The sequence below is a fragment of the Paenibacillus caui genome (assembly GCF_019904135.1).
Lineage (GTDB): Bacteria > Bacillota > Bacilli > Paenibacillales > Paenibacillaceae > Fontibacillus > Fontibacillus caui.
The window spans coordinates 1-25,213 of the sequence record NZ_JAIOGQ010000032.1 but is presented as its reverse complement, the minus strand read 5'-3'; the positions used below and the strand labels follow the sequence as shown (position 1 = coordinate 25,213).

Below are 25,213 nucleotides of genomic sequence, written 5' to 3'. Positions count from 1 at the left end.
CATTTACTCTATTGTGCAAAATTGTATATATCTCATCATTTCTGATATGCCACCCGATTATTGTTGCTCGGGCAATCTCTTTCGGTTGAATACAGAAGTATATGGTGCATGAATTTATATAATAAATAGGTCTTGTTTTCAAGGAGGTAAGACATGGATTACATTTCACCGAAAGAAGCGGCGTTAAAGGTGAGACGCTGGCCTAAAGATACCATAGCGGCGGGTCGTCGTCATACCGTGGGGCTTAAATCTGACGGAACGGTGACGGCTGTGGGTGATAATAAATATGGCCAATGTGATGTAAGCGGCTGGCGCGATATTGTGGCGGTCGCGGCTGGTAATGTTCATATGGCGACGAACACGGGTAATGCTCATACAATCGGTCTTAAATCGGACGGCACGGTGGCGGCTGTGGGTTGGAATAAGCATGACCAATGCGATGTAAGCAGCTGGCGCGATATTGTGGCGGTTGCGGCGGGTTGGCGTCGTACCGTCGGGCTTAAATCGGATGGCACGGTGGTGGCTGTGGGTCGAAATAATGAAGGCCAATGCAATGTAAGCGGCTGGCGTGATATGGTGGCGGTAGCGGCGGGTGACTGGCATACCGTCGGGCTTAAATCGGACGGCACGGTGACGATTGTGGGTAATAATCGGTATGGCCAATGCGATGTAAGCGGCTGGCGCGGCATAGTGGCGGCAGCGGCGGGTTACCTTCATACCGTCGGGCTTAAATCGGACGGCACGGTGGCGGCTGTGGGTTGGAATAAGCGTGACCAATGCGATGTAAGCGGCTGGCGCGGTATTGTGGCGATAGCGGCGGGTAGTAATCATACCATCGGCCTTAAATCGGACGGTACGGTGGCGGCTGTGGGTTGGAATGAGCATGGCCAATGCAATGTAAGTGGCTGGCGCGATATTGTGGCGGTTGCGGCGGGTTGCGCTCATACTCTCGGCCTTAAATCCGACGGTACGGTGGTTGCTGTGGGTGATAATGAATATGGCCAATGCGATGTAAGCGGCTGGCGCGGCATCCAACTGCCCGGCAATTAGTTTTCAATATTAATAACTCAACTTTCCAATCGAAAAAATAGGCCGAATCGCTGATGCGACAAGGATTACGCGATATTGAATAAGCTGGTTGACATCGCTCGGAGTCGTTGTAGAGATATTTCAGTCTAAATATTTATCGACAGCTGCCGTTATATTAATTCTAAAAATCCATGTGAACAATTCTAGCCTAAACCTTTCGATTACACCGTTAGAGTGGTGAAAACCGGCTTTAGCGTTTTGCTGGTGGTGCCCCGAGTAGGAAAAATCCGCTTTTTATGCGCCTTAACGTCCTTAGTGTATATTTTCGTAAAAAATATTTATAAACATTCTTTCACTTTCCTTTGCCGCACCAGTATGAGTTAATAATAGATGTCCGGCCGGGCAAATCAGCTGGGAAAGGAGTTGATCGATTTGATTACAGCATACGAGGTGGTTTCCGCTTAACCAGCGGAACCTGCATTCCCGGGAGGCCGAGCAAACGGCCTCCCTCCTTTATTTCAAAAAGTTTCATTCCATCCGAATACAATTTCATTTATAATAAATCCATATTATAGAATTTATCGATTAAAAAATACGATGACGAAAGGAGGCGCGGTCAATGGCTGCATTTAAAAACTATGTAATGGGCGGAACTGACGGAACATGTTTTAAGGAGGCAATTGAACGTGAACTACAAAAACGGGAAGGATGTGCTTCCCCCTAGACTGCTGAAGGAACTTCAGGATTACATACAAGGCGAGCTTGTCTACATTCCGAAATGTGACGAGAAGCGTGCCCTCTGGGGTGAAATCAGCGGTTCGCGCAAGCTGATTGCGCGGCGGAATGAAGAAATCTATAATTCTTACTGTGCGGGGAACGATGTTGAAGGACTGGCTGAGACCTATCACCTGTCCATCGACAGCATCCGTAAAATTTTAACGAAAATGCGCTCGGCCCACCGGGCGGCAAAAGCCGCCGTCGCCAGCCATCAATAATACCAGAAAGCCAGGGAGCAGCTCCCTGAGCTTTCTGTATTTTTTATATAGGAATTATTCAGGCCAGCTTGTTGAAGCCGTTTCCGGATCATCTGCCGCGACATAACTAGGCACTTTGTCAAACGCAAGCAGCCACAGCTCATGCAATGCCCGCGTACAGGCCACATACAGCAGCTTGGCGTCCTGCCGGCTGTAGTGAGCGGCATCCGCGTCCACGATAATGACGGCGTCAAACTCCAGCCCTTTGGACAGATAGGCGGGGAGTACGGATATCCCGCCTTCATATTGGCTGCTTCGGCCGTCGATCAAATGGAGCTCACGTCCCTGCTTGGCAAAGGTATTGTGCAGTTCCTCCGCCTCACGCAGCGTCCGCGTCAAGAGCGCCGCCGTACGGTAAGGACCTTGCAGCACGCGGTCAAGCGCCGCCGCAATGCGCTCTGTTCGCTCAGCCGGGTCCATGGACAGCACCCTTACCGGCTCCGCGCTGCGGAATACCGGCACGGCCAGCAGATCCGCATCTACGCCCCGCTGCAGAATTTCGTTGGCGAATGTAATAATTTCCATCGTTGACCGGTAGCTTCGGGTGAGGGCGAAATAAGCCGTATCGCCTGGCGCGAACAGCGTCTGCATCTCTTCCCATCTGCGAATGCCGCGGTAATAGTGAATGCCTTGCGACAGGTCGCCAAGAATGGTAAAGGAATGGCCCTTCACAAACTTGTCCAGTACCGCCACCTGAAGCGGGGAGAAGTCCTGCGCCTCGTCAATGACGACATGGTCAAACCGCTGCCCCCCGCGAATTTCGTCAACCAGCGTATATAGATACAGAAGTCCGGCCAGATCTTCCTCCGTGACCCTGCTCTTCCTCAAATCGCCCTGGGTTTGCTTCAAAATAGGTCCAGGTATCCGCACGGTCACTTCAGCCAGCGTTTCCGCATCCATCCCCTGCAGCTTCGCGGCCCCGAACAACGCCTTGTAAATGGCCAATGGTGCAATGTCCGGCCATTTTTTGGCATAGGCTTTCTCGCGCTGGGCCGCCTTCTTCTTTCGATCCTTCAGTGCGGCTTGTGACGGAGCTTTCTTCAGCTCCATCTCGATCCAGCGGTGAATGCGCGCCAGCGTCCGCTCTTTGCGTCTGGCGAGAGGATACGGCTTGTATTCCTCCTCGAACCACTGCCGGATTGTTCCCTGCTTCAGCACGGCGCCATCCCAGGGAGAGAAGTCCCCGTCCGGCAGACAGCGGGACCCGAGCAGGCGGACCGCGTCTTCAAGCAGGTCGCGGAAGCTCATGGAGCCTTTAAACCGGCCCGGCAGCAGATCATCGTCCAACGTTTCGGCTCCCGGCCGGTCAAACCATTTTCCTAGCTCATCCGGACCGTCGCTCGGCGTCTCGTCAAGCTCCAGAATGGAGGCCGCCCAATCGCTGAACGTGCTCTGCTGGATATCGCCAACGCCCAGTTCCGGCAGCACATCGGAGATATAGTCGATAAACATCCGGTTCGGCGCAAATATCACCATCTTCTCCGCAGAGATTTGTTCCTTGTACTGGTACAGCAAAAAGGCCAGCCGATGAAGCGCCACCGTCGTCTTTCCGCTTCCCGCCACGCCCTGGATAATCAAAGCGGTGTTTCGTGCCGCCCGGATAATTTGATCCTGTTCCGCCTGAATCGTCGAGACGATGTCGCGCAGCCGGTTATCCTTGTTCTCGCCAAGACGGTACAGCAGAAATTCGTCGGACACCGCCGGACCATCACTTTCCCGGTTGTATGTATCCACAACACGCTCCAAAATTTGCTTGCGGATAACTACGTTTCTTTTTAAATAAACAAGACCTTCAATTAACCCTTCAGGGGCTTCATAGGAAGCCGAATCTCCTCCGGTAAAAGAATAAAACAGACTTGCGACCGGCGCCCGCCAATCAATAACGACCGGCTTTGCGTCCTCTCCGGAGACCCCGTGCTTGCCGATGTAAAGAGGCAGTCTGCTCCCTTTCTTTTCCTCGAAATCGAGCCGTCCGAAGTAAGGCTCCTGAATCGACTGGGACAGCCCTCTGCGCGCTGACTCCCTGCTCGCTTCCAGCACCTGTTCCGTAAAATCGTGTCCGTTGTATACGGGCACCGCCTGAAGCCGTTTGAGCTCTTCGTCAATCGTCTTCAAGGTGCGGTCCAGATGTTCCTTTTCTTCTTGATAGGCACTTTGAAAATCATCCATTTCAGTTACCTCCTAAGAATGCAGTATTGTTCCTCCCGGCAATGAAGTATTTTCAAGCCAAAGAAAGAATATCCATTATACCACTTTGAGTATGAAAAAGATACTCCCAAATCCAAAAAAACGATCTGGATAAGGAACAAATTGCATAAAATAAAAGGTGAGGTTGCGAGTTTGGTTTGTTAGCATACAGGGTAAGAGTGAATAAACCAATCGAAGGGAGTTAAAACGATGCCTGAGGTTAATCAACGCGACCATTATTTCGATAATGTGAAGTTTGTCTTGATTGCGTTCGTGGTCATCGGCCATGTGCTGGAACCCCTTTATTCAACAAGCGAGTCCGCGAAGGCTGTGTACAACTTCATTTACTTTTTTCATATCCCGCTTTTTGTTTTTATTACAGGTTACTTTTCCAAGAAATCGGGGAAGCTTGGCCCTTATCTCGTGCTGTACGTCATTTTTGAAACGCTGTATACGCTGCTGGATTATTATCTGAACGGCCGGGCAAACCTGAAATTTACCTTCTTTCAGCCCTATTGGATAACCTGGTACCTGCTTGCGGTTATTTTATGGAAAATCGCCCTGCCGTATTTTGCAAAATTAAGGTATCCGATCCTGTTTGCCAGCTGCCTTGCGGTATTGGCCGGATATTCTTCAACGGAACTGGGTTATAATTTGTCATCGCTCCGGGCGATCAACTTCTTTCCGTTCTTCCTGGCAGGTTACTATATGAAGCGGGAATACTATGATTATTTATTTAAATGGCCGGTCAAAATAGCAGCTGCATGTATTGTGATCCTTACACTGGGGCTTCTATTTCGCTATGGCCAGAACCTCAATTGTGAATGGCTTTGGGGCAGCTACAGCTACTCCAAACTGGGCAGCCCGGAATGGTATGCGGGAATATACAGGGTGGCTGTTGCAGCCGTATCGGTCATTTTGTCGCTTTGCGTTCTCTCTTTAATCCCGAGCGGGCGGACACAGATCAGCGAGCCTGGCATTCGGACGATATATCCCTTTTTGCTGCACGGTTTCGTATTGAAAATAATGGATCATCAGGGCATCTACCGGTATATCGACACATGGGTGGATCAAATGCTGTTGATTCTGCTTGCCATCGTCATAACCTTTATCCTGTCCATGAAAGGGGTCGAAAAACTCTGCGGGGTTCTTTTCAGCCCTAACTTATCTTGGTTGTATAAAAAGAACAGGTCATCGATATCACGGGCGCAATGATGTTAGGTACACAAGCTGCGGCCCGGTCCAAAGCAAAAAAAGGTGTGCCGCCTAAATGCAGCACACCTTTTGCTTGCACGCCTGGAAGCAATTCACACACCTCAAAACCGATTGCCGGTTAATGGAATTATTCCCGGGGGCTCATTAACGTTTCCCCGCTGCCAGCAGCTCCCGCACCGCGACGCTGACCATAATCAGGCCCACGGTCGGCGGTACAAAGGAGTTGCTCGCCGGCGGCTGCTTGGCTTTCCGGATCGACGGCGCATTCTCGGGCACAATCTTCTCCGTAACCTCCTGGCGCGGCTTGACGGGCTGCTCGGTGGAGAAAACGACCTTGACGCCCTTTTTGATGCCTTCCTGCCGCAGCTTGTTGCGGATCACGCGGGCCATCGGGTCCATATGTGTTTTGGAAATATCCGCGACCTGAAATTTGGTTGGATCCATCCGGTTCGCAGCGCCCATACTGGAGAGAAGCGGAATGTTCCGCTTCAGGCATTCCTTGATCAGATGTATTTTGTAAGAGATCGTATCCGAAGCGTCCAGCACATAATCGAGCTTGTACTCGAACAGCCGCTCATACGTTTCCTCCGTGTAAAACATATTCAGCGCAATGGCCTCGCACTCCGGATTGATCAGCTTGACCCGGTCGCACATCAGATCGGCCTTCTTTTGCCCGATTGTGGTCGTCAGCGCGTGAATCTGGCGGTTGATATTCGTAATATCGACAACATCCTTGTCGATCAGGATAATGCGTCCGATGCCGGTTCGGGCCAAAGCCTCCACGGCCATCGAGCCTACGCCGCCGATGCCGAGCACGGCCACGGTGCTGTTCTTCAATACCTCAATGCCTTCCGCGCCAATGGCGAGCTCCGTTCTTGAAAACTGGTTGAGCATATCGGTTGTTCTTCCTCCTTATTGCCGGACCACTTAAGCTTTCACTTCAGCGATCTTCTTGGCGGCAAGTTTGATATGGAGCTGTTCAAGCTGGGAAGCGTCCACAGGCGAAGGAGCATCCATCAAAAGATCGGTCGCGCTTGCCGTCTTAGGGAACGCAATCGTTTCACGCAGGTTGCTGCGGCCCGAAAGCAGCATCACAAGACGGTCAAAGCCGAACGCCATTCCGCCATGCGGCGGGGTTCCGTATTCGAAGGCTTCGAGCAGGTACCCGAACTTATCCTTCGACTCCTCAGGAGACAAACCGATGGCGGCAAACATTTTCTCCTGAATTTCACGTTTGAAAATCCGCATGGAGCCGCCCCCAACTTCGTATCCGTTCAGCACAAGGTCATAGGCCTGCGCCAAAATTTTGCCCGGATCCGTGTCAAACAGATGAAGATCTTCCTCGCGCGGTCTGGTGAACGGATGGTGTTCGGCCACGTAACGCTTCTCTTCTTCATCCCAGCCAAGCAGCGGGAAGTCTACCACCCATGCAAACTTATAAACGCTGTCGTCGATCAGGCCGAGCTGACGGCCGATCTTGAGTCTTAATGCGCCGAGAACGTCGGCAACCACTTTTTTGTTGTCTGCGGAGAAGAGCAGCAGGTCACCGTCTTCCGCCCCGGTGCGTTCCTTGATCGCTTCGATTTCTTCTGGTGTAAAGAACTTGACGATCGGCCCCTTGAATTCGCCGTCTTTCACCTGAATCCATGCCAAACCTTTAGCGCCATAACGGGCTGCATACGGCCCAAGGTCGTCGATTTCCTTCCGGCTCCAGGTTCCGCATCCTTTAGCGTTCAGCACTTTGACTTCCCCGCCTTTTTCAATGACGGAAGAGAATACTTTAACGCCGCTGCTTGCCACAAGATCGCTGACCTGGATCAATTCGAGGCCAAAACGCAGGTCCGGCTTGTCGGAGCCGTATTTGTCCATCGCCTCGGCATAGGTAAGCCGCTGGAATGGAGCTGGAACATCTACGCCCGCCGTCTCCTTGAATAACCGGACAACCAGCTGCTCCATCATGCCCAGCAGCTCATCGCGCGACAGGAAAGACGTCTCGATGTCGACCTGGGTAAACTCGGGCTGACGGTCGGCGCGCAGGTCCTCGTCGCGGAAGCAGCGGGCAATTTGGTAGTAGCGTTCCACACCGCTTACCATCAGCAACTGCTTGTAGAGCTGAGGCGACTGCGGGAGGGCGAAAAATTCGCCTTCATGCACGCGGCTCGGCACGAGATAGTCGCGCGCGCCTTCCGGCGAGCTTTTCGTCAAAATCGGAGTCTCGACTTCAATGAAGCCCTGCTCGTCCAGGTAGTCGCGGAAAATCTTGGCCGCTTTGGAGCGAAGACGCAGCGTATTTTGCATCTCCGGACGACGCAGGTCCAGATAACGATATTTCAAACGCAGCGCTTCGTCCACTTCGATGCCGTCTTCAATGAAGAATGGAGGCGTCTTGGCTGCATTCAGCACCTCGATTTCGGTAATCTGCACTTCGACTTCGCCTGTCGGCAGATTCGGGTTGACCGTTTCAGCATCCCGCTTTACGACTTTGCCTGTTACAGAGAGCACATATTCGCTGCGCACTTTATCCGCAATTTGCAGAGCTTCTCCGGAATAAGCCGGGTTAAATACGATCTGAACAATGCCGCTGCGGTCCCGCAAATCAATAAAAAGGACGCCTCCGAGGTCGCGGCGGGTTTGCACCCATCCGTTCAGCGTTACCGTTTCTCCAATATGGGCCGTACTGATCTGGCCGCAGTGATGAGTCCTTGACATATTGTTAACTCTCCTTTGATATGATAATGGTGATTTATTCTTTGCTCAAAACATTCACAAGCTCAAGTAGCTTGACCGTCCGCTGCTCGCCGTTTTCCATCGACTTCAGGGCAATTTCCCCGCGGGACAGCTCATCATCGCCAAGGATGGCGGTATAGCGAGCCTGCATCCGGTCAGCCGATTTCATTTGGGCTTTCATCTTCCGGCCCAGATAGTCCCGTTCGGCGGAAAAGCCCGCCTGGCGGAGCCTGAACAGCTGCTTCGTGATCTCTTGCTCAGCGGACTCGCCAAGCGCAATTAGATAAACGTCAAGCGGCTTGAAGGACGGAACTTCGATCTCCTGATTTTCCAAAATAAGCTGGATACGCTCAAGTCCGATCCCAAGTCCGATCCCGGGCTGGTCCGGTCCGCCCACTTCGGCCACAAGGCCGTTGTACCTGCCGCCTCCCCCTACCGTATCGATCGCTCCAATGCCCTGGGCCTTGTATTCAAATGCCGTATGCGTGTAGTAATCCAGGCCGCGGACAAGGCGGTGATTGACGGTAAAATCGACGTCCATTTCGGTCAGGTAAGCTTTAACCTGTTCAAAATGAGTGCTGCATTCTTCATCCAGACTGTCCAGAATGGACGGGGCGTTCACGAACTTCTCCTGGTCGATCTTGCAATCGAGCACACGCATCGGGTTCCGGTGTATGCGTGACTGGCAGTCCTTGCACAGCGAATCCTTCATAGGCAGAAGGAACTCGAGCAGCTTCTCCCGGTATGCCGCCCGAACGGCCGGATTGCCCACGGAGTTGATTTCCACCTTGACTCCCTTTAGTCCAAGCTCAATGCAGAACTGATATCCCAGGGAAATCACCTCCGCATCCAGCGCAGGATCCACCCCTCCAAAGGCCTCAATCCCGAATTGATGGAACTGGCGCTGGCGTCCCGCCTGCGGACGCTCATAACGGAACATCGGGCCTATGTAGTACAGCTTGGTGATATCCGGCTCCCCGTACAGCTTGTTCTCCACATAGGATCGAACGACACCGGCGGTTCCTTCCGGACGGAGGGTCATGCTGCGGCCGCCCTTATCCTCAAACGTATACATTTCCTTCTCGACAATATCGGTTGTCTCGCCGACACCGCGTTCAAACAATGCGGTCTGTTCAAAAATCGGCGTCCGGATTTCACGGTAGTTGAACCGGCGGCACAAATCCCGCGCTTTCTCTTCGACAAACTGCCATTTCTCCACCGTGCCCGGCAGCAAATCCTGTGTGCCTGTTGGTTTTTGAAAAGCCATTTTCCTATCCTCCAGTCATAAAATAAAAAGCCCCCCGTCTCTGTCGCTTCTCACAACAGGGACGAGGGACCGTTATCATTTCAGTCACCCGTGGTACCACCCACATTCCGATTGGCCGAAACATCCAAGGACCGATCGCTCTACGCGGTTAACGCCCGCCCTACGCCATACGGCTACTTAAATAGGTTCGCCGCAGGTTCTCCAGGAGGTCTTTCACTCAATCATCAACGGAATTCTTGCAGCCTGTTCTCCCTGTGGCCTAATGCCATCACGGAATCCGGAATTCCTCTCTGTGGATGTGGGGTTGAATTACTTTGTCCCTTCGTCGAAATTCGACATATTCAATATTACTGTTACTGTTAGATTTTAAGGAACTGTAGTGCCAAAGTCAAGAACTGAACAAGAAAAAAACCTGCTTAATGATAGCAGGTTCATCATCATATATTAAAAAAGGGGGTCATGTGTGTATTATAAACCGGCTAGATTACAACAAGACGGCTTTTATATTACATTTGTATTACACGAAAGAAAACGCTTATTAATCAAGAATTTCCACGAAGGCTCCTTCGGAACGCAGCTTATTTACAACTTCCTCAAAATGCACGTCCTTCACTTTGGCGCTGAGCACGTATTTCAGATCCTCGTAGCCGCTGCCGTCGCCGCCAAACGTATCCTGGGCAAGAGGAACCGTCCCCCATGTATCATTGTCATCCTCCGGACGATCCTCACGGATGTCCCGCTGCGCCCCGGTTTCTCCTGCGTCAGCCACAGAAGCCGTACTGTGCGCCGCAAACACCGCGGGAATACTTCCGAGAGTTGAAACGCCTCCCGCGTACATTCCGGTAATTGTGCCGAAAGGAAGGATCGGGATCAAAATATTCCGGTTCCTGCCCATCCCTTCTTCCAGACGGCCTGCCTCCAAATGTTCCAAAGGATAAGCAGCCAGCCTTATCTTGGCCCCTTCAGCGTCATCCTCTGTCCTGAAATAGGCTTGAATATGCCTGGACATGTCCATCTCTCCTTTCCGATCCAATTTTGGCAAAACCGGCCTTCCCGCCACCGTTTAACAACGGCTCAAGGAAATGCCTGCCTCTTTTCAAGGCTGATAACAAAACAAAGAAGCATCCCGGTCAGGATGCTTCTCGTTGGTCAGGTCAATCTGCCGTTTTGGCCTGAAGCCGAGATATGCGGTTTGCAGGCTTCAAGCGCAAAACGATTTTCCTCTGCCATGCGGCCGAGTCCGGCTGCTTCCCGGTGATGTCCCGGGAAATACAGCGCTGCTGCCCTGCACGAAAGATGTTTGTCCGGCTGTCGCAATGAGAAGAACCCCTTTTCAAGTTCATCCTTATCAAGATGCCCGGAACCTTAAATCTCTATGCGAAAGCGAGCGGAAGGAAAGCCTGCGCGCCGAAGCCGAATACGCCTCTTACTATGGGTTTTATTTCTGCGGGCTTTCCACCCATAACGTAACCGGCCCCCAATTCACAAGCTCAACGTCCATTTCCGCGCCAAAAATACCGGTTTCCACCTTGAGACCTTTGGCTTCAAGGAGCTCATTAAACCGGTTATATAGCGGACTGGCAATGTCTGGACGGGCCGCCGAGCTGTAGCTGGGGCGCTTCCCTTTGCGCGTGTCGCCGTAAAGCGTAAACTGGGAGACCGACAATATGCTGCCGCCTGTATCCAGAATGCTGTTGTTCATTTTACCTTCTTCATCGTTAAAGATCCGGAGGCCAGCGATTTTATCCGCCAAATAGACGGCATCGGACTCCTGATCTTCATGCGTAATGCCAACAAGCAGCAGCAGTCCGGCATCAATCCGGCCCACAACCGAGCCGTCAACCGTGACCTGCGCTCTCTTGCAGCGCTGTACCAAAACCCGCATCGTTTTCCAAATCTCCTTGTTTCTTTACACTGCCTTATTACTGCATAATCCGATGTACCGAATATACATCCTTGACCTGTTTGATTTTCTCTACGACCGACTGCAAATGATCGATGTTTCGAATTAAAATCGTCATATGGATCATGGCCATCTTGTTCTTGTCGGAACGGCCGGACACCGCGGAAATATTGGTTTTGCTCTCCGAAACGGCCTGAAGCACCTCGTTCAGCAGACCGCGGCGGTCGTGCCCCGTAATTTCGATGTCGACACTGTAGTTTGCTTCCACCGCTTCTTCCCATTCCACATCAATTACACGGGCTGCTTCCTCCCCGTCATCCCCTGTCGGAATGTTGGGACAGTCGCTCCTGTGAACGGATACACCGCGGCCGCGTGTAATGTAGCCAATAATGTCGTCACCGGGCACCGGATTGCAGCATCTTGCAAAACGGACCAGCAGATTGTCGACTCCCTTGACTCTGACGCCGTTGGTTGGTCGGTGCTTCTTCTCATCCGGAAGAGCCTTGACTTCTTTCACTTCGGTAGAAAGCTCGATCTGGCCGGCTTCTTCCTGTTCCTTGCGAAGCTTCTCCGTCAGCTTAGTACAGACCTGGGCTGCGGTCAGTCCGCCGAAACCGATTGCCGAGAACATATCCTCGATATCGTTAAACGTAAATTTACGGGCCGCATCCAGCAGCTTCTCGTCCGTCATCCACTGGGATGGATCGACGCCGGCCCGTTTGAGTTCCCGCTCAATCGCATCCCGGCCTTTTTCAATATTCTCTTCCCGTTTTTCTTTCTTGAACCATTGCTTGATCTTGCTTCTGGCATGCGAAGATTGTGCGATCTTCAGCCAATCCTGGCTCGGTCCATAGGAATGCTTGGAGGTGAGAATTTCAACAATGTCCCCGTTTTTGAGCTTATGGTCAAGGGGAACGATTCGTCCGTTCACCTTGGCTCCAATGGTGCGGTTGCCTACCTCGGTATGGATTCGGTAGGAGAAGTCAAGGGGAACCGAACCCATAGGAAGCTCAATGACCTCGCCCTTAGGAGTGAACACAAAAACGAGATCTGAGAAGAAATCCATCTTGAGGGATTCCACGAATTCCGAAGCATCCTGCGCTTCATGCTGAAGCTCAAGGATTTCTTTAAAGAACGGCATTTTGCTTTCCGGACCGGTCGTATCCCCGCCGCCTTCTTTATAAGCCCAGTGCGCGGCTATCCCGTATTCCGCTGTTTTATGCATTTCCCAGGTCCGGATTTGAACCTCGGTCGGCTCGCCGTTGGGTCCAACAACAGTCGTATGCAAGGACTGGTACATGTTCTCCTTCGGCATGGCGATGTAGTCCTTGAACCGCCCCGGCATCGGTTTCCACAGGGTATGAATAATGCCCAGCGTGGCGTAGCAATCCTTAATATTGTCAACGATAACACGGATGGCAAACAGGTCATAAATCTCATTGAACTGCTTGTTTTTGGTCGTCATCTTCTTATAGATGCTGTATATATGTTTGGGACGGCCGGACAAATCGGCATCCATCCCCATTTCTTCAAGCTTCTCGGATATTCGGGAAATGACGTTGTCGACGAACTCCTCCCGTTCCGCCCGCTTTTTGTGCATCAAATTGGCAATACGGTAATATTGCTGAGGATTCAAATAACGAAGCGCAATGTCTTCCATTTCCCATTTGATTGCGGAAATACCGAGACGGTGCGCGATGGGGCAAAAGATTTCCAATGTTTCGTAAGCAATGCGGCGCTGGCTTTCTTCGGACTGATACTTGAGTGTCCGCATGTTGTGCAGCCGGTCGGCAAGCTTGATCACAATAACGCGGATGTCCTGGGCCATCGCGATGAACATTTTGCGGTAATTTTCGTTCTGCTGCTCTTCCTTGGACTGAAAACGGATTCGTTCCAATTTGGTGAGCCCGTCGACAAGCATCGCACAGTCTCTGCCGAATTTATCATTGATCTCCTGGAGCGAAACCGTCGTATCCTCCACCACGTCATGAAGCAGCGCCGCAATAACGGACAACACATCCATGCCCATATTTACGACAATATCTGCAACTGCCAGCGGATGAAGAATATAGGGTTCTCCCGATTTCCGAATCTGACCGTGATGAGCCTGATCAGCGAACTCGTAAGCTTCGCGAATCCGGTTCAAATCGGCTTCTTTGATATAGGCGGACGCCTTTTCGAGTAATCGCTGTATACCCATTGAATACCGATACTTTCCCTTCTATTGTTAAATGAAACGCGCAGATTCCTCATAATGAGAATGCACTTCACCGAATTTGATTTCTTATCATTATGACGCTTGCCGGGTTTTCCGTCAACTCCAGCGCTTTACCAGATTTCACAATTCGGCAACATTCCGCGTATATTTTCATATTTTTCTGTTGAAAATTGTCTTTAATCTATTTAATCTAGTAAAGATGGTCACAGCCCACGTTAATATGACACAAGGAGTGAGTTGCTTTTGCAGCAGCGCGAAATTCAAGTAAATGAAAAAATACCTTTCGGACAGGGCACCATGCTCAGTTTGCAGCATCTGTTCGCGATGTTCGGCAGTACGGTGCTTGTGCCGAATTTATTTCATGTCGATCCGGCTATGATTCTCCTGATGAACGGCATCGGAACCCTGCTCTATATCCTGATCTGCAAAGGTAAAATTCCGGCATATCTGGGTTCGAGCTTCGCTTTTCTGTCCCCGGTTCAGGTCGTGCTCGCCGCTCATCCCGGGAACGGCTATTCCCTTGCCCTGGGGGCTTTTATTATAACGGGCCTTATCTTTATCGCTGTCGCTTTAATTGTAAAATATGCAGGGACCGGCTGGATTGACGTTGTTTTTCCGCCGGCCGCCATGGGCGCCATTGTAGCGATTATCGGCTTGGAGCTCGTACCGGTTGCTGCGGGCATGGCAGGTTGGATTAATCCTGATCCGGCTAAAGTCTGGACGCCAAATGTTACGCAAATCACCCTCTCGACCGTTACGCTCGGAGTAACCGTGCTCGGGGCAGTTCTGTTCCGCGGTTTTCCGAAAATCATTCATATTCTGATCGGGATTATCGCCGGTTATTTGCTCGCTTTCGCCATGGGCGAGGTCAAAACCGCCGCCATTGCCGATGCCCATTGGTTTTCGTTCCCGACGGTGACGACTCCGAGTTGGGACCTCTCCGTTATTATCACGATCATCCCGGTAGCTCTTGTGGTCATTGTGGAGCATATCGGACATTTGCTCGTCACCGGCAATATCGTCGGCAAGGATTTGACCAAAGATCCAGGCCTGCACCGCTCTCTGCTGGGTAACGGGATTTCCACCGTGTTCTCCGGATTTGTAGGCTCTACACCCAATACGACCTATGGAGAAAATATTGGCGTCATGGCGCTGACCCGGGTGTATTCCATATACGTCATTGGGGGCGCGGCGATATTTGCCATTCTGCTGTCGTTCTTAGGGAAGTTCTCCGCGGTCATCGCCAACATTCCGGTACCCGTTATGGGCGGCGTTTCCCTGCTGTTGTTCGGCGTTATTGCCGCGTCCGGCCTGCGGATATTCGTGGAGCGGAAAGTCGATTTCTCGAAAGCCAAAAATATGATTCTGGTTACGGTTATCTTTGTCATCGGCATCAGCGGCACAAAATTGACGCTAGGCCATGTTGAGCTTAAAGGTATGGCGCTGGCTACAATTGTAGGCATCCTCCTCAGCCTGTTCTTCAAGCTGATCGACGTGCTGGGCCTCTCCAACGACCGGGAGGAAGCCGCTCATTAACATGTTCTAAAATTCCATTCGCATGACGGCAAAAAAGCCGCCTGACCGGATCATCCGGCAGGCGGCTTTTGGTATGTTCAGACTAGTAGGATAGCAGCGAAAACACTTCAAGGCCCGGCAGCTTGCTTCGGCCGTTCAAATCAGTCAGCTCGATCATGAACGCAGTGCCCACGACATTGCCGCCCAATTTGCGAACCAGATCCACGCAGGTGGAGATGGTTCCCCCTGTAGCGAGCAGATCGTCGGCGATCAGCACGTTCTGTCCCGGTTTAACCGCATCGCTGTGCATGGCCAGCGTGTCCTTGCCATACTCAAGATCGTACGAAACTTCGATCGTGTCATACGGAAGCTTGCCCTTTTTGCGGATCGGCACAAAGCCGACGCCAAGCGCATACGCAAGCGGAGCGCCGACAACAAAGCCGCGCGCCTCCGGACCTGCGATCAGATCGATATTCAGCGCCGACACCATCTGCTTCAATTCATCAATCGCCTCACGGTATTGGGTCCCGTCGTTCAATAAAGTAGTAATATCTTTAAAACTGATTCCGGGTTGCGGGAAGTCCGGAATAACGCGAATATAATCTTTGAAATTCACTCTAAAATCTCCTCCTAAAACGTTATACAGCAGTACCCCTTTAACTACAATCAGGATGCGCCTTTCATTCTGGTCTGTATCCACTCCGTAAGCTGAGAAACTTCGGCATACAGCAGATAATGTTCCATTTCCGCCAGCAAACTTAATTCTTTATACCGTATAGATGATTCCAATTGTTGTTTCGAAGGAGCCGGATTGACCGTTACCATGCCCCGATTCCTTGAAATAAAGTTTAGCTCTTCGAAAACCTCCAGCGTCATTGCCAGCATTCTTACCGACAGCCGGGTCTGCCTGGAAAGCCAGGGCAGAAGGTCAGCCTCTGCCGCAGCCTGGACAGCAGCCTTCCGAAGCAGCGCATAGACCTTCTTAAACTGCTCCCGCGAAGGAAATTCTACTCGTTCCTTGATCTCTCCAACAGAGTGAAGCAAATAAATGCGTTCGACGGCGGCAAAAGAGGCAATCAAGGAATCAAGCTGCTGCGGCGTCTCGGGCGAATCAATCACAAATAGCGTAGTTACTTCGCAAGGACTGCAAAGAGCTGCCGGCCCGCCTGATTCTCTAATCAGGCCGGCGCTCCTATCATATACCCAAATCGGCAGTTCCTGCAATTGCATAAAGGGCTTGATTCCCGAATCCGGCCGGCAGACCAGACCGGCGCGGCCTTTAAGGCTTTCGGCTAGACCGTTCCAATCGTTCACAAGCTCCTCAAGCTTGTGCCCCGGGCTTCTCGTTCCTCTGTAATCAAACACCTGCAGATGCTGAACAGCGGCATCCAGAAGCATAAGCTGGGGTTTGCGCGTTCCGTTCCATTCATTGACGCTCGCTTCTGCGATCAGGTCAAGCATGGCGCCTTCAGATATGAGCGAAGCTAATGGCCCCTTGCCGAAAGCAACCGCCTCGACCGTGCTTCCGTTCTGCTGCAGGGTCACTTTTAGATGCTTTCGGTCTCTGCCCATCTGCCGGCATTCGAGCACTTTGGTTCCCCGGATCAGAAAACGCGGGCTTCCGTTATTCATCCCGAACGGTTCAAGCACCGAAAGCTGTTCTATAGCCTGAAGCCCGATCTCATCAAGGGTACATTCCAGATCTGCGGCCAGCATCGGTATGTAGTGTTCTTCGGTAAGCACTCGCTCCGCAAATTCGATCAGCTTGTTGCTCAGTGCGTCCAGATTGCTCCGATGCAGCGACATGCCGGCTGCAGAAGGATGCCCTCCGTAATGATCAAGAATGCCAGCGCAATGCGTGAGCGCCTCATACATATCAAAGCCGGGAATCGAACGCGCCGAACCTTTGCACATGCCCGATTCGGCATCGATGCCGAGAATGAGGACGGGACGGTAATATTTTTCCACAATCTTGGAGGCTACGATGCCAACAACGCCAACATTCCAGCCTTCGCCCGCAAGAACGATAACCGGGGGAACTTTACCCTGCGGAGCTCTCGCCTCCAACATGGCGACAGCCTCATTCTCGATGTTCTCCACGATCTGCTGCCGTTCCCGATTGAGCAGGTCAAGCTTCTCCGCTTCTTGCTCGGCAGCGTCGGGATCCTGGGTGGTCAGAAGCTCTACAGCCTCCCTGGCATGGGCCAGTCGTCCGCTTGCGTTAATCCTCGGCGCCATTCCGAAGCCGATCACCGTGGAATTCACGGCAGTGCTGCCGGCGATTCGCAGCAGCGCTGCAGCGCCTGTAATCGGCTCCTGGACCATGGAATCAAGACCAGCGGCAACCATAATGCGGTTCTCGCCTGTTAAGGGCATGAGATCGGCGACCGTCCCGAGCGCCACAAGCTGCAGCCACTGTTCCGGCACTTCCTCTGCCAGGGCACAGGCGAGCTTGTAAGCTACGCCTACTCCGGCTAACCCTTTGAACGGATACAGGCAGAAAGGCAGCTTGGGATTGATGAGCGTATACGCGTCCGGCAGTACCGCCGGCGGTTCATGGTGGTCGGTTACGATGACATCCATCCCTAATCGTTTCGCATGTTCCACTTGCTCTACGGCACTGATGCCGGTATCTACCGTAATTACAAGCGTTACTCCGTGCTGTGCCGCCTCATCCAGCGCATGATTGTGAAGTCCGTACCCTTCTTTCGAGCGATGGGGAACGTACCATTCAAAGCTAGCTTCCAAATATGTCATCAGCCGGATCATCAAGGCCGTCGAAGAGACACCGTCCGCATCATAATCTCCATAAATGAGAATATGCTCTTTATTCTCCAGCGCCTGCCGAATCCGGAGAACGGCCTCCTTCATGCCATGCAATTCGTACGGATCATGCAGGCTTTCCGCTCCGGCATGCAGAAATGCTGACGCCTGCTTGGCCTCGCCCAATCCTCGGGTCACAAGGAGTGAAGCCAGCATAGGCGAAATATTCAGCAGGTCAGCCAGCTTGGCCGAGGCTTCTCTGTCTGCCTGCAGGGTGCTCCAGCGGTAATGGGAATGCAGCACCGGGAGATCACCTCCTCCTCTTTTTCCAAACCAAACCAAACCAGAAATTATTGCAGCAGCGTTGGCTCGTCTTGATCATTTTTTTCACAGTTGCTTTTGTAAGGATAACCCGGATCGTATGGCTGGGCCCGAACCTCAACCGCGGTGATGTATGAGAACCTGTTTAGCAGCAGCACTTTGGCCCGCCCCGCAATTTCACCCGCCTCCTGTATGGAAATACGCGGGTTGACGCTGATGATTACATACACTTGAACATTGAAGCCCCGCTCCTCCACCAAAAGCTGATCGACCGTAATGACGCCATATACCCGCTGTACCGTGTCTAATAATTTTGCTTCATCGTGCTGCTCGTTCCGTTCAGCCGGCAAAGCGGCCAGCGACCGGAAGAGCATTTCTGCCATTTTCCACAACACCAGCATAGAAACCGTTATGGCGGCAAGCGGGTCCAAATAAAGCAGGACCTCTTCATCCAGCGCTCGACCCGTCAATGCGCCAACGACGCCAATCAGGACGATGAAAGAAGCCAGCATGGCCTGCCAATGATCCTTGATCAGGCGGCGTCTATCGCTGGTAAAGGGCTGGGTGTGCCGAAGGCGGACTTGAAAAGCAGCTTCCTGAAGTCCAATCGACAGCACGGCAGCTATGCCTGCGACATAATCCGGAGCCACTATATTTTGTCCGGAAAGTTCCTTTAAAGACGCAATCACCGTCTCTACGATGCCTAATAATAGAAAAAGTGAGAAACCAATAACCAGCACTATTTTTCCCTCATATTGTTTCGATGCTGCCGATTTGGCCGTGCTTTTGAATTTGCCGGGCCAGAAGGTCAGCTTGTCCGCTGCCGCCCCGGCCGCTTCAGATACCGCCAATAAAGCGTCTGACAGCAAGGCTATGCTGCCTGCGAGCCAACCGACAGCGCCTCTGAATACGGCGAAGGTCAAGTTGTTAATGATCCCTATCCAGGAAGCTTCATCCCACTGAGCGGAATGCCGATTAGTCAATATGAGCCCCCCTTACACAATCATGATGAAATAATCAAACCCGCTACAAGCACAGAAAGCCGCGTCGCCTTGACGCGGCTTTCTGTCTTCTATTCACGAAAGCAGCACTTAAGTGGTGGCCTTGGCCGGTTTCTTCTTGCCTTTGTCTTGACCGATTCCTCGGAGTGCATACCACAGCGGGCTTGCGATAAAGATCGAAGAGTACGCGCCGAACAACAGACCGATCACCATGGCAAGCGAGAACATCCGGATCGACTCGCTGCCGAAGATGAGCAGCGCAACCGAAGCGATAAATACCGTAAATACGGTGTTTAACGAACGGGTCATTGTCTGGGAAATACTCTTGTTCACAACGTCGTGCAAGTCCTGATGGGATTTGATCTTCGCAAAGCGCATATTCTCGCGGATCCGGTCAAAGATAACGACCGTATCGTTAATGGAATAACCGACGATCGTAAGCAGCGCGATAATAAACGTAAGGTTGACTTCCAACTGGAAGATCGAAAATACCGAAATGACCATAAAAGCATCGTGAAGCAGCGCAACAATGGCTGAAACAGCAAAACGCCATTCAAAACGGATGGTTACATAGATGATGATGCCAAGGCTTGCGACGAGCACGGCAATCAGAGCATTCCGCTCCAGTTCCTTCGCGATTTCCGTATCCACCGTATTGATTTCAATGGAAGCATCCTTCCCTATTTTGCTCTCTACAACGCTTGTGAGCTTGGTTTGATCGTCCTCTGACAGCACATTCGGAAAACGGACGCTGACTCGTCCGGAGCCAGGCGTAATGACGGCATTCTCGTTGTTCAGATTCGCTTCAGTCAGAATGTTCTGCATGTCCTCTTTGGTCACCTGCTTGGACACCGCAATATCCACATTGGAACCGGAGCGAAAGTCAACGCCGTAGTTCAGTTGAAAAACGATCAAGCTGATAATGCCGATCAAGGTAACGACAATGGAAAACGTATAGAAGTATTTGCTCTTCTTGATAAAATCAATATTCCATTTAAAGCGCACGAATTTCACTCTCCTTAACCCCAAGCACGCCCGGTTTCTTGATGATATTTCCCTTCACTAGAGAAACAAGCAGGTAACGGGAGAAGAAAATGTTCGTAATGATGCTCACCACGATATCAATCATCAGGACGAGCGCAAAGCCTCTTACGGAACCCGCACCCATCCAGTACATTACTGCCGCGGCAATAAAAGTGGTAACGTGAGCATCCATAACGGTCCGGAACGAAACTTTATTGCCTGCCTTCACTGCGGACAGAATGCTCTTTCCGCTTCGAAGCTCTTCTTTGATCCGCTCGTCCGTAATGATGTTGGCATCAACCGCCATCCCGATCCCGAGCACGAAGGCCGCAATTCCCGGAAGGGTTAGCGTCACGCCCGCAAAATAGAAGATCAGCAGCATCATCCAGACATAGACGATCAGCGTAAAGCTGGCTACCAGGCCAGGGATGTGATAAACCAAAATCATAAACAGCAGAATGACAATAGAAGCGATCGCACCGGCTTTCAGGGTTTGGTCCAGAGACAATTGGCCCAGCGTCGCCCCGACGCTCTGGGAATACTTCTCGGTCAACTTAAGCGGAAGCGCCCCAAGGTTAATCGTGTCGCGAATCTGCTTGGCTTCATCGAGGGTATAGGAGCCTGTAATGACAGCCGTGCCCTGATCCAGTTCCTGCTGAACTTCAGGATCGGACAAAAGGCGGTCATCCAGGTAAATCGCCAGATTTCTTTCAGGCGAACCGTACGGTTTGCTGGCAAGCCGCTTTGTTACTTCAGCAAATTTTTCCTTATTCTTCAGCTTGATGCTGATTTGCGGACGGTTCAATTGGTCGTACGTAATGCTTGCTCCATTTTCGGCAAAATCACTGCCGATCAGTTCAATCTTGTTATACTGGTCCGCTTCCTTCTCGGTTCCGTCTTTACTGCGGAAAGTCAGCGAGGCAGGTTCCTTCAGTCTCTTTCGAACTTCCTGCTCATCGGTTACGCCCGCAATTCTCAGGCGGATCCGGTCGGAGCCTTCGGTGGTCACCTGCGGCTCGCTGCCTCCGAGCACGTCGGCGCGTTTCTCAAGACTTACTGCTGTCTGCGTCAAGGACTCCCGGGTTATCTTGGCGCCATTCTCCATAGGCGTAGCCTGATACAAAATCTCAAAGCCGCCCTTCAAATCCAGGCCAAGATTGATGCTGCGAATCAAACCGGGGCTTGTCCAAGCCATAACCCCAATGGTAATAACCACTACGGCTATGAATGTGATGATTCTTTTCATCCCGTTTAATGTTCCCCTTTCATTCTCAATATTCCTATTATAGCTATGCTGGAAAACGCCGTCAATTTATAAGAAACAACCCGGCCTATGTGAAAATATGGTTTTTTCACAAAAAAAGAATCCCTGCTATTCGAAACGGGATCCACGAAAAGCGGACATCGTCAAATAATTCATAAAGGTTGTCGCCTTCAAGGTGAGAATATCGTTAACCAGACGGTGCAGCGGCGGCACTCCTTCTTTCTTGTACTTTTGACTGACGCAGTCCCAAATATCGTCACCGGATACGTGCTCGTAACCGAACAGACGAAATTCCTCCGCCTTGCTGCGGCAGAGCTGGTCAATGGCCTTCCTTAGCTCGTGATCGTTCAACTCTTCTTCAGCCATAGGACAAACTCCTTTCGCGCCATAGGTCTCTCTGATTCTACCGTTTATAATGCCAACGGTGTTTAATTCGACTTCTATTTCCCGATTCCTGCTTACCGGGAACCAGGTGCAAGAAAAAAGAAGCTGTCATGAAGCTGGACAGGTTCGGCATATCCATATAGCAAACCACCTGTACAAGTCATTTCCCCAGAGACTTCATGCAAAGGAAGAGGGAACTCCATTGAACAAACAATCGTTTATTCGCGGCACTATGATTCTCCTTGCAGCCGGAATCATCAACCGGATTATGGGCTTCATCCCTCGTATTCTGCTGCCCAGAGTCATTGGAGCCGAAGGGGTCGGGCTTTACCAGCTTGGTTACCCGTTCTTTCTGGTGCTGGTTACGATTATTTCCGGCGGCATTCCGCTTGCCGTGGCCAAACTGATTGCGGAAGCGGAATCCGAAGGCAGGCCGGACCGGTCCAGATCCGTCCTTCGTACGAGCCTGATCCTCTCAGGTACGGCCGGAATCCTCTTCATGGGGCTCTGTCTGATCATGGCACCGTGGATTATGCGGCATGTTCTTACGGACGGAAGGGTATACCCCGCTTTTATCACCATGAGTCCAATGATTTTTATCGTAGCGATCTCGGCCGTATTCCGCGGTTATTTCCAAGGAAAACAAAATATGATCCCCTCCGCCAGCTCCTCCATTCTGGAGACGCTTGCCCGCATCCTGTGCCAGCTTTGGTTCGCATATATCTTTCTTCCCTTAGGGATAGCCTACGCCGCAGCGGGGGCCATGCTCGGCGTGGTTGCCGGAGAATTGGTTGCGCTCTTGTCTCTGCTTTGGCAGTTCTTCCTGAGCCGAAGCAGGGAGAAAGGAACGCCCGTCGGTGCTTTGCCGGTGCCGGTCATAAAAGAAACAAACGGTTTCGTGTTCTCTCTGCGCCGGATCTTGAAGATAGCCATACCGGTTACCGGCGGGCGGCTGGTCGGCTCACTCTCTTATTTGCTTGAGTCTATTACGACAGCGCAAAGCCTGGCGATCGCCGGCGTTGCAACTGCTGTCGCCACCGCCCAATACGGCGCGCTGCAGGGGATGATCATCCCGGTGCTTTTGCTGCCGGGAGCGCTGACTACATCGCTTGCCACATCGCTCGTTCCTTCCCTTGCCGAAGCCAAGGCCCGCGGCGATACGCGCATGATCCATAAGCGGCTGCACCAGTCTCTTAAGCTCGCGCTCGTCACAGGGGCTCCTTTTGCCGTCATTATGTATGTCATGGCCGAACCTCTCTGCCAGCTGCTCTATAACAACCGGGAAATCGGAGGGATGCTGAAGACGCTTGCTCCCTTCGCCCTGTTTATGTACGTTCAGGCTCCGCTGCAGGCCACACTCCAGGCACTCGACAAGCCGGGTACGGCGCTCAACAATACTTTGATCGGAGCCATCGTTAAAATCGGCCTGATCCTTTATCTGGCTTCCAAGCCTGCCCTCGGCATTTATGGCGCGATCATTGCGATCATCGTCAACATCATCATTGTAACACTATTGCACGGATTTACCGTATCCAAAGCGCTTCATTACCGTTTTCCCCTTGCGGATGTGATCAAAATTACCTGTGGCATGATCATTATGGCAGGATGCGCCAGTTATTTGTATCATGAAGTCCGCCTCTCGGCTTCCGCTGCCATGCATTTTACGATAAGCGCTGCTGCAGCATTTCTGCTATATCTTGTCCTGAGCGTGGTCACCGGACTGATCGACCGTTATGATATCCAGCGAGTCCCGCTGCTCAGGCGATTGTTCCGCTGACTCGGGGCTTCTTCAGGTCTATGCTTGTCAAGCTTGCCATACAATTTTTAATAAATCATAAAAACGCTAAGGAGGATATGTATGGAGTTCATCCGCCGTTTTGTTCCTTTTCGCATTCCCGGAGCTACATTGTCTGGCCTTTGGTACGCCTACTTTTGGATGATGCTCGGCGCTTTGGCATTGTCTCTTCTGCTGAAGTGGAGCAGCCTTGAGGAGCAGGATCTTACATCCTGCACTTATGGAGTTCATGCCATTTCCGTGCTGCTTGGCGGTTATGTCTCCGGTAAACGGAGTGAACGCAGAGGCTGGTATCAGGGGGGCCTCACCGGGACCCTTTATGGCGTGCTTTTGTTTGTCATCAGCTTTTTGGCGCTGGATTACTCATTCGAATTCGGGGATTTCCTCTTCTTTATTCCCGCTTTCCTGATTGGGGCAGCCGGCGGCATTTTCGGGAAAAATGCTAGAAAAAACTGACAAACGCCAACAATAAGGGTGCTTCCTTCCTGGGATATATGATAAACTAGTCGAAGTTTACATTCAGAGGAGGCTGTACCTGTTTTGCTTTATCAATCGATGTATTTGGTTTCACTGCTCACAGTACTTATCACCATTGTACTGATCTTTGCGGGCACAGGACGAAACCCTTTTTCCGCAGCATATGCTTTTATTTCCGAGCTGGTCCGTTCATGGAAGTTTCTGCTCCTGTTTATAGCCATGACCGGGGCCCTGCTGGTAAACAAGTATGAATTGAAGCTTGAACACAAACTGCACGGCACAGCTGATTTCACCCCTTACTTTTTCGAGCTGGAGGGACATTTTGTCCGGAATTTTCAGCAACTGTTTCATCACCTGTGGGTTACTGAAATCTCGGCATTCCTTTATGTCATCGTTCTGCAGTCCCTGCTGGCTGCGTCCATAGGAATATACGCTGGCCAGGGGAACCGGGTTTTCCTGTTTGCCACCTGCTTGACGGTTATCTTGAACTATGCCATTGCGATTCCGTTTTATCTGTTCTTTCCGATTGGTGAAGTATGGTCGTACGCTCCTTCCGGCGCCGCCTTTTATATGCTGGAGGCTTTTCCTCACTTTGAAGAGGTTTATCGGCCGCTGTCGGGACTTGATAACTGCTTTCCAAGTCTTCATACCTCCATTTCGGTCTCCATGGCGATTCTGGCCGTTCGTTCCGGCAACCGCCGCTGGGCGGCAATTGCTTGCGTTTTGGCTGTCGCGATTATTTTTACGATTTTTTACATGGGGATTCACTGGCTCGCGGACATGCTGGGAGGGCTTGCTTTATCCGCCTTCGCCACAACCGTAGCTGTTCGCTGGGCATCGCGCGCTGCCCGCAGCAGTGTTCAGCCATACCTTTCTGTTGGTCGCTGAAATATCACTTAATCGAGTAGGAGGGGGCGGCTAACCCCCGTCCTCTCACACCACCGTACATGCGGGTCCGCATACGGCGGTTCCAAAAGGTTAACGAAGTTCCAAATAACGAGAAAGCAAACTTTTCAGCCCTTTCGCTTCCCAGAAAGAAGTCGGAAGGGCATTATTTGTGTTTCGAGACATTTCCCATGCACCACGCCGG

Annotated in this window: 21 protein-coding genes and 1 pseudogene; 7 read left to right on the top strand and 15 right to left on the bottom strand. The window is 51.6% G+C overall.

All coding sequences use genetic code 11. The features are described 5' to 3' along the window. The first annotated feature begins 153 nt into the window (after positions 1 to 153). Entirely contained in the window at positions 154 to 1,050 is an 897-nt protein-coding gene (locus tag K7397_RS17290) for an RCC1 domain-containing protein (RefSeq protein WP_223069249.1), read from the top strand. A 665-nt stretch (positions 1,051 to 1,715) separates the two neighbouring features. After that, the gene (locus K7397_RS17285; RefSeq protein WP_337926752.1) at positions 1,716 to 2,024 is read left to right on the top strand and encodes a CD3324 family protein; all 309 of its coding nucleotides are present in this window, start codon (positions 1,716 to 1,718) and stop codon (positions 2,022 to 2,024) included. A gap of 54 nt (positions 2,025 to 2,078) precedes the next feature. On the opposite strand, the gene K7397_RS17280 is transcribed toward K7397_RS17285, so the two are convergent. Continuing rightward, positions 2,079 to 4,232: a HelD family protein gene (locus K7397_RS17280; protein ID WP_223069242.1), complete on the bottom strand. Its 2,154-nt coding sequence runs from the start codon at positions 4,230 to 4,232 to the stop codon at positions 2,079 to 2,081. 228 nt (positions 4,233 to 4,460) lie between these two features. Between K7397_RS17280 and K7397_RS17275 the strand changes: the two genes are divergently transcribed. Continuing rightward, positions 4,461 to 5,465 (top strand): acyltransferase family protein, encoded by a 1,005-nt coding sequence (locus K7397_RS17275; RefSeq protein WP_223069240.1) that lies wholly within the window; start codon positions 4,461 to 4,463, stop codon positions 5,463 to 5,465. A 144-nt stretch (positions 5,466 to 5,609) separates the two neighbouring features. Here the strand turns inward: K7397_RS17275 and K7397_RS17270 are convergent, their stop codons facing one another. From K7397_RS17270 to K7397_RS17240, 7 genes are all read right to left on the bottom strand, one after another. Then, positions 5,610 to 6,359: a tRNA threonylcarbamoyladenosine dehydratase gene (locus K7397_RS17270; protein WP_223069238.1), complete on the bottom strand. Its 750-nt coding sequence runs from the start codon at positions 6,357 to 6,359 to the stop codon at positions 5,610 to 5,612. Between the two features lie 33 nt (positions 6,360 to 6,392). Further along, positions 6,393 to 8,174 (bottom strand): aspartate--tRNA ligase, encoded by a 1,782-nt coding sequence (aspS, locus tag K7397_RS17265; RefSeq protein WP_223069235.1) that lies wholly within the window; start codon positions 8,172 to 8,174, stop codon positions 6,393 to 6,395. 34 nt (positions 8,175 to 8,208) lie between these two features. After that, the gene (gene hisS / locus K7397_RS17260; protein WP_223069232.1) at positions 8,209 to 9,459 is read right to left on the bottom strand and encodes a histidine--tRNA ligase; all 1,251 of its coding nucleotides are present in this window, start codon (positions 9,457 to 9,459) and stop codon (positions 8,209 to 8,211) included. Between the two features lie 538 nt (positions 9,460 to 9,997). After that, positions 9,998 to 10,468: a hypothetical protein gene (locus tag K7397_RS17255; RefSeq protein WP_223069229.1), complete on the bottom strand. Its 471-nt coding sequence runs from the start codon at positions 10,466 to 10,468 to the stop codon at positions 9,998 to 10,000. Between the two features lie 140 nt (positions 10,469 to 10,608). Further along, positions 10,609 to 10,776 (bottom strand): hypothetical protein, encoded by a 168-nt coding sequence (locus K7397_RS17250; RefSeq protein WP_223069228.1) that lies wholly within the window; start codon positions 10,774 to 10,776, stop codon positions 10,609 to 10,611. Positions 10,777 to 10,897: 121 nt separating this feature from the next. Further along, positions 10,898 to 11,344 (bottom strand): D-aminoacyl-tRNA deacylase, encoded by a 447-nt coding sequence (gene dtd, locus K7397_RS17245; protein WP_223069224.1) that lies wholly within the window; start codon positions 11,342 to 11,344, stop codon positions 10,898 to 10,900. Between the two features lie 37 nt (positions 11,345 to 11,381). After that, positions 11,382 to 13,562, bottom strand: a complete 2,181-nt coding sequence (locus tag K7397_RS17240; protein WP_223069222.1) for a RelA/SpoT family protein — start codon at positions 13,560 to 13,562, stop codon at positions 11,382 to 11,384. 261 nt (positions 13,563 to 13,823) lie between these two features. Here K7397_RS17240 and uraA point away from each other — a divergent pair, with 261 nt between their 5' ends. Then, complete coding sequence (uraA, locus tag K7397_RS17235) at positions 13,824 to 15,116, top strand: uracil permease (RefSeq protein ID WP_420488814.1); 1,293 nt, start codon at positions 13,824 to 13,826, stop codon at positions 15,114 to 15,116. An 82-nt stretch (positions 15,117 to 15,198) separates the two neighbouring features. On the opposite strand, the gene K7397_RS17230 is transcribed toward uraA, so the two are convergent. The 6 genes from K7397_RS17230 to K7397_RS17205 form a co-directional block, all read right to left on the bottom strand. Beyond that, positions 15,199 to 15,711, bottom strand: a complete 513-nt coding sequence (locus K7397_RS17230; RefSeq protein ID WP_223069218.1) for an adenine phosphoribosyltransferase — start codon at positions 15,709 to 15,711, stop codon at positions 15,199 to 15,201. A 50-nt stretch (positions 15,712 to 15,761) separates the two neighbouring features. Then, a complete protein-coding gene (gene recJ / locus K7397_RS17225; protein ID WP_223069216.1) occupies positions 15,762 to 18,161 on the bottom strand; it encodes a single-stranded-DNA-specific exonuclease RecJ in 2,400 nt (799 codons plus the stop codon). Between the two features lie 47 nt (positions 18,162 to 18,208). Then, on the bottom strand, positions 18,209 to 19,162 hold the full coding sequence (locus K7397_RS17220) for a cation diffusion facilitator family transporter (RefSeq protein WP_223069213.1): 954 nt from the start codon (positions 19,160 to 19,162) through the stop codon (positions 18,209 to 18,211). Positions 19,163 to 19,270: 108 nt separating this feature from the next. Next, complete coding sequence (gene secF, locus K7397_RS17215; protein ID WP_223069211.1) at positions 19,271 to 20,185, bottom strand: protein translocase subunit SecF; 915 nt, start codon at positions 20,183 to 20,185, stop codon at positions 19,271 to 19,273. Further along, positions 20,175 to 21,449 (bottom strand): protein translocase subunit SecD, encoded by a 1,275-nt coding sequence (gene secD / locus K7397_RS17210; protein WP_223069209.1) that lies wholly within the window; start codon positions 21,447 to 21,449, stop codon positions 20,175 to 20,177. The genes secF and secD overlap by 11 nt, the downstream gene beginning before the upstream one ends. A 126-nt stretch (positions 21,450 to 21,575) precedes the next feature. Beyond that, a complete protein-coding gene (locus K7397_RS17205) occupies positions 21,576 to 21,833 on the bottom strand; it encodes a post-transcriptional regulator (protein WP_223069206.1) in 258 nt (85 codons plus the stop codon). A 220-nt stretch (positions 21,834 to 22,053) separates the two neighbouring features. Here K7397_RS17205 and spoVB point away from each other — a divergent pair, with 220 nt between their 5' ends. The 3 genes from spoVB to K7397_RS17190 all read left to right on the top strand — a co-directional run bounded on the left by spoVB (position 22,054) and on the right by K7397_RS17190 (position 25,011). Next, the gene (spoVB, locus tag K7397_RS17200; protein WP_223069204.1) at positions 22,054 to 23,628 is read left to right on the top strand and encodes a stage V sporulation protein B; all 1,575 of its coding nucleotides are present in this window, start codon (positions 22,054 to 22,056) and stop codon (positions 23,626 to 23,628) included. Positions 23,629 to 23,709: 81 nt separating this feature from the next. Continuing rightward, a complete protein-coding gene (locus tag K7397_RS17195; protein ID WP_223069203.1) occupies positions 23,710 to 24,102 on the top strand; it encodes a TIGR04086 family membrane protein in 393 nt (130 codons plus the stop codon). A gap of 84 nt (positions 24,103 to 24,186) precedes the next feature. Then, positions 24,187 to 25,011 (top strand): phosphatase PAP2 family protein, encoded by an 825-nt coding sequence (locus K7397_RS17190; protein ID WP_223069201.1) that lies wholly within the window; start codon positions 24,187 to 24,189, stop codon positions 25,009 to 25,011. A gap of 90 nt (positions 25,012 to 25,101) precedes the next feature. Here K7397_RS17190 and K7397_RS22065 read toward each other — a convergent pair. Further along, positions 25,102 to 25,213: pseudogene (locus tag K7397_RS22065) on the bottom strand (group II intron maturase-specific domain-containing protein); the annotation flags it as partial.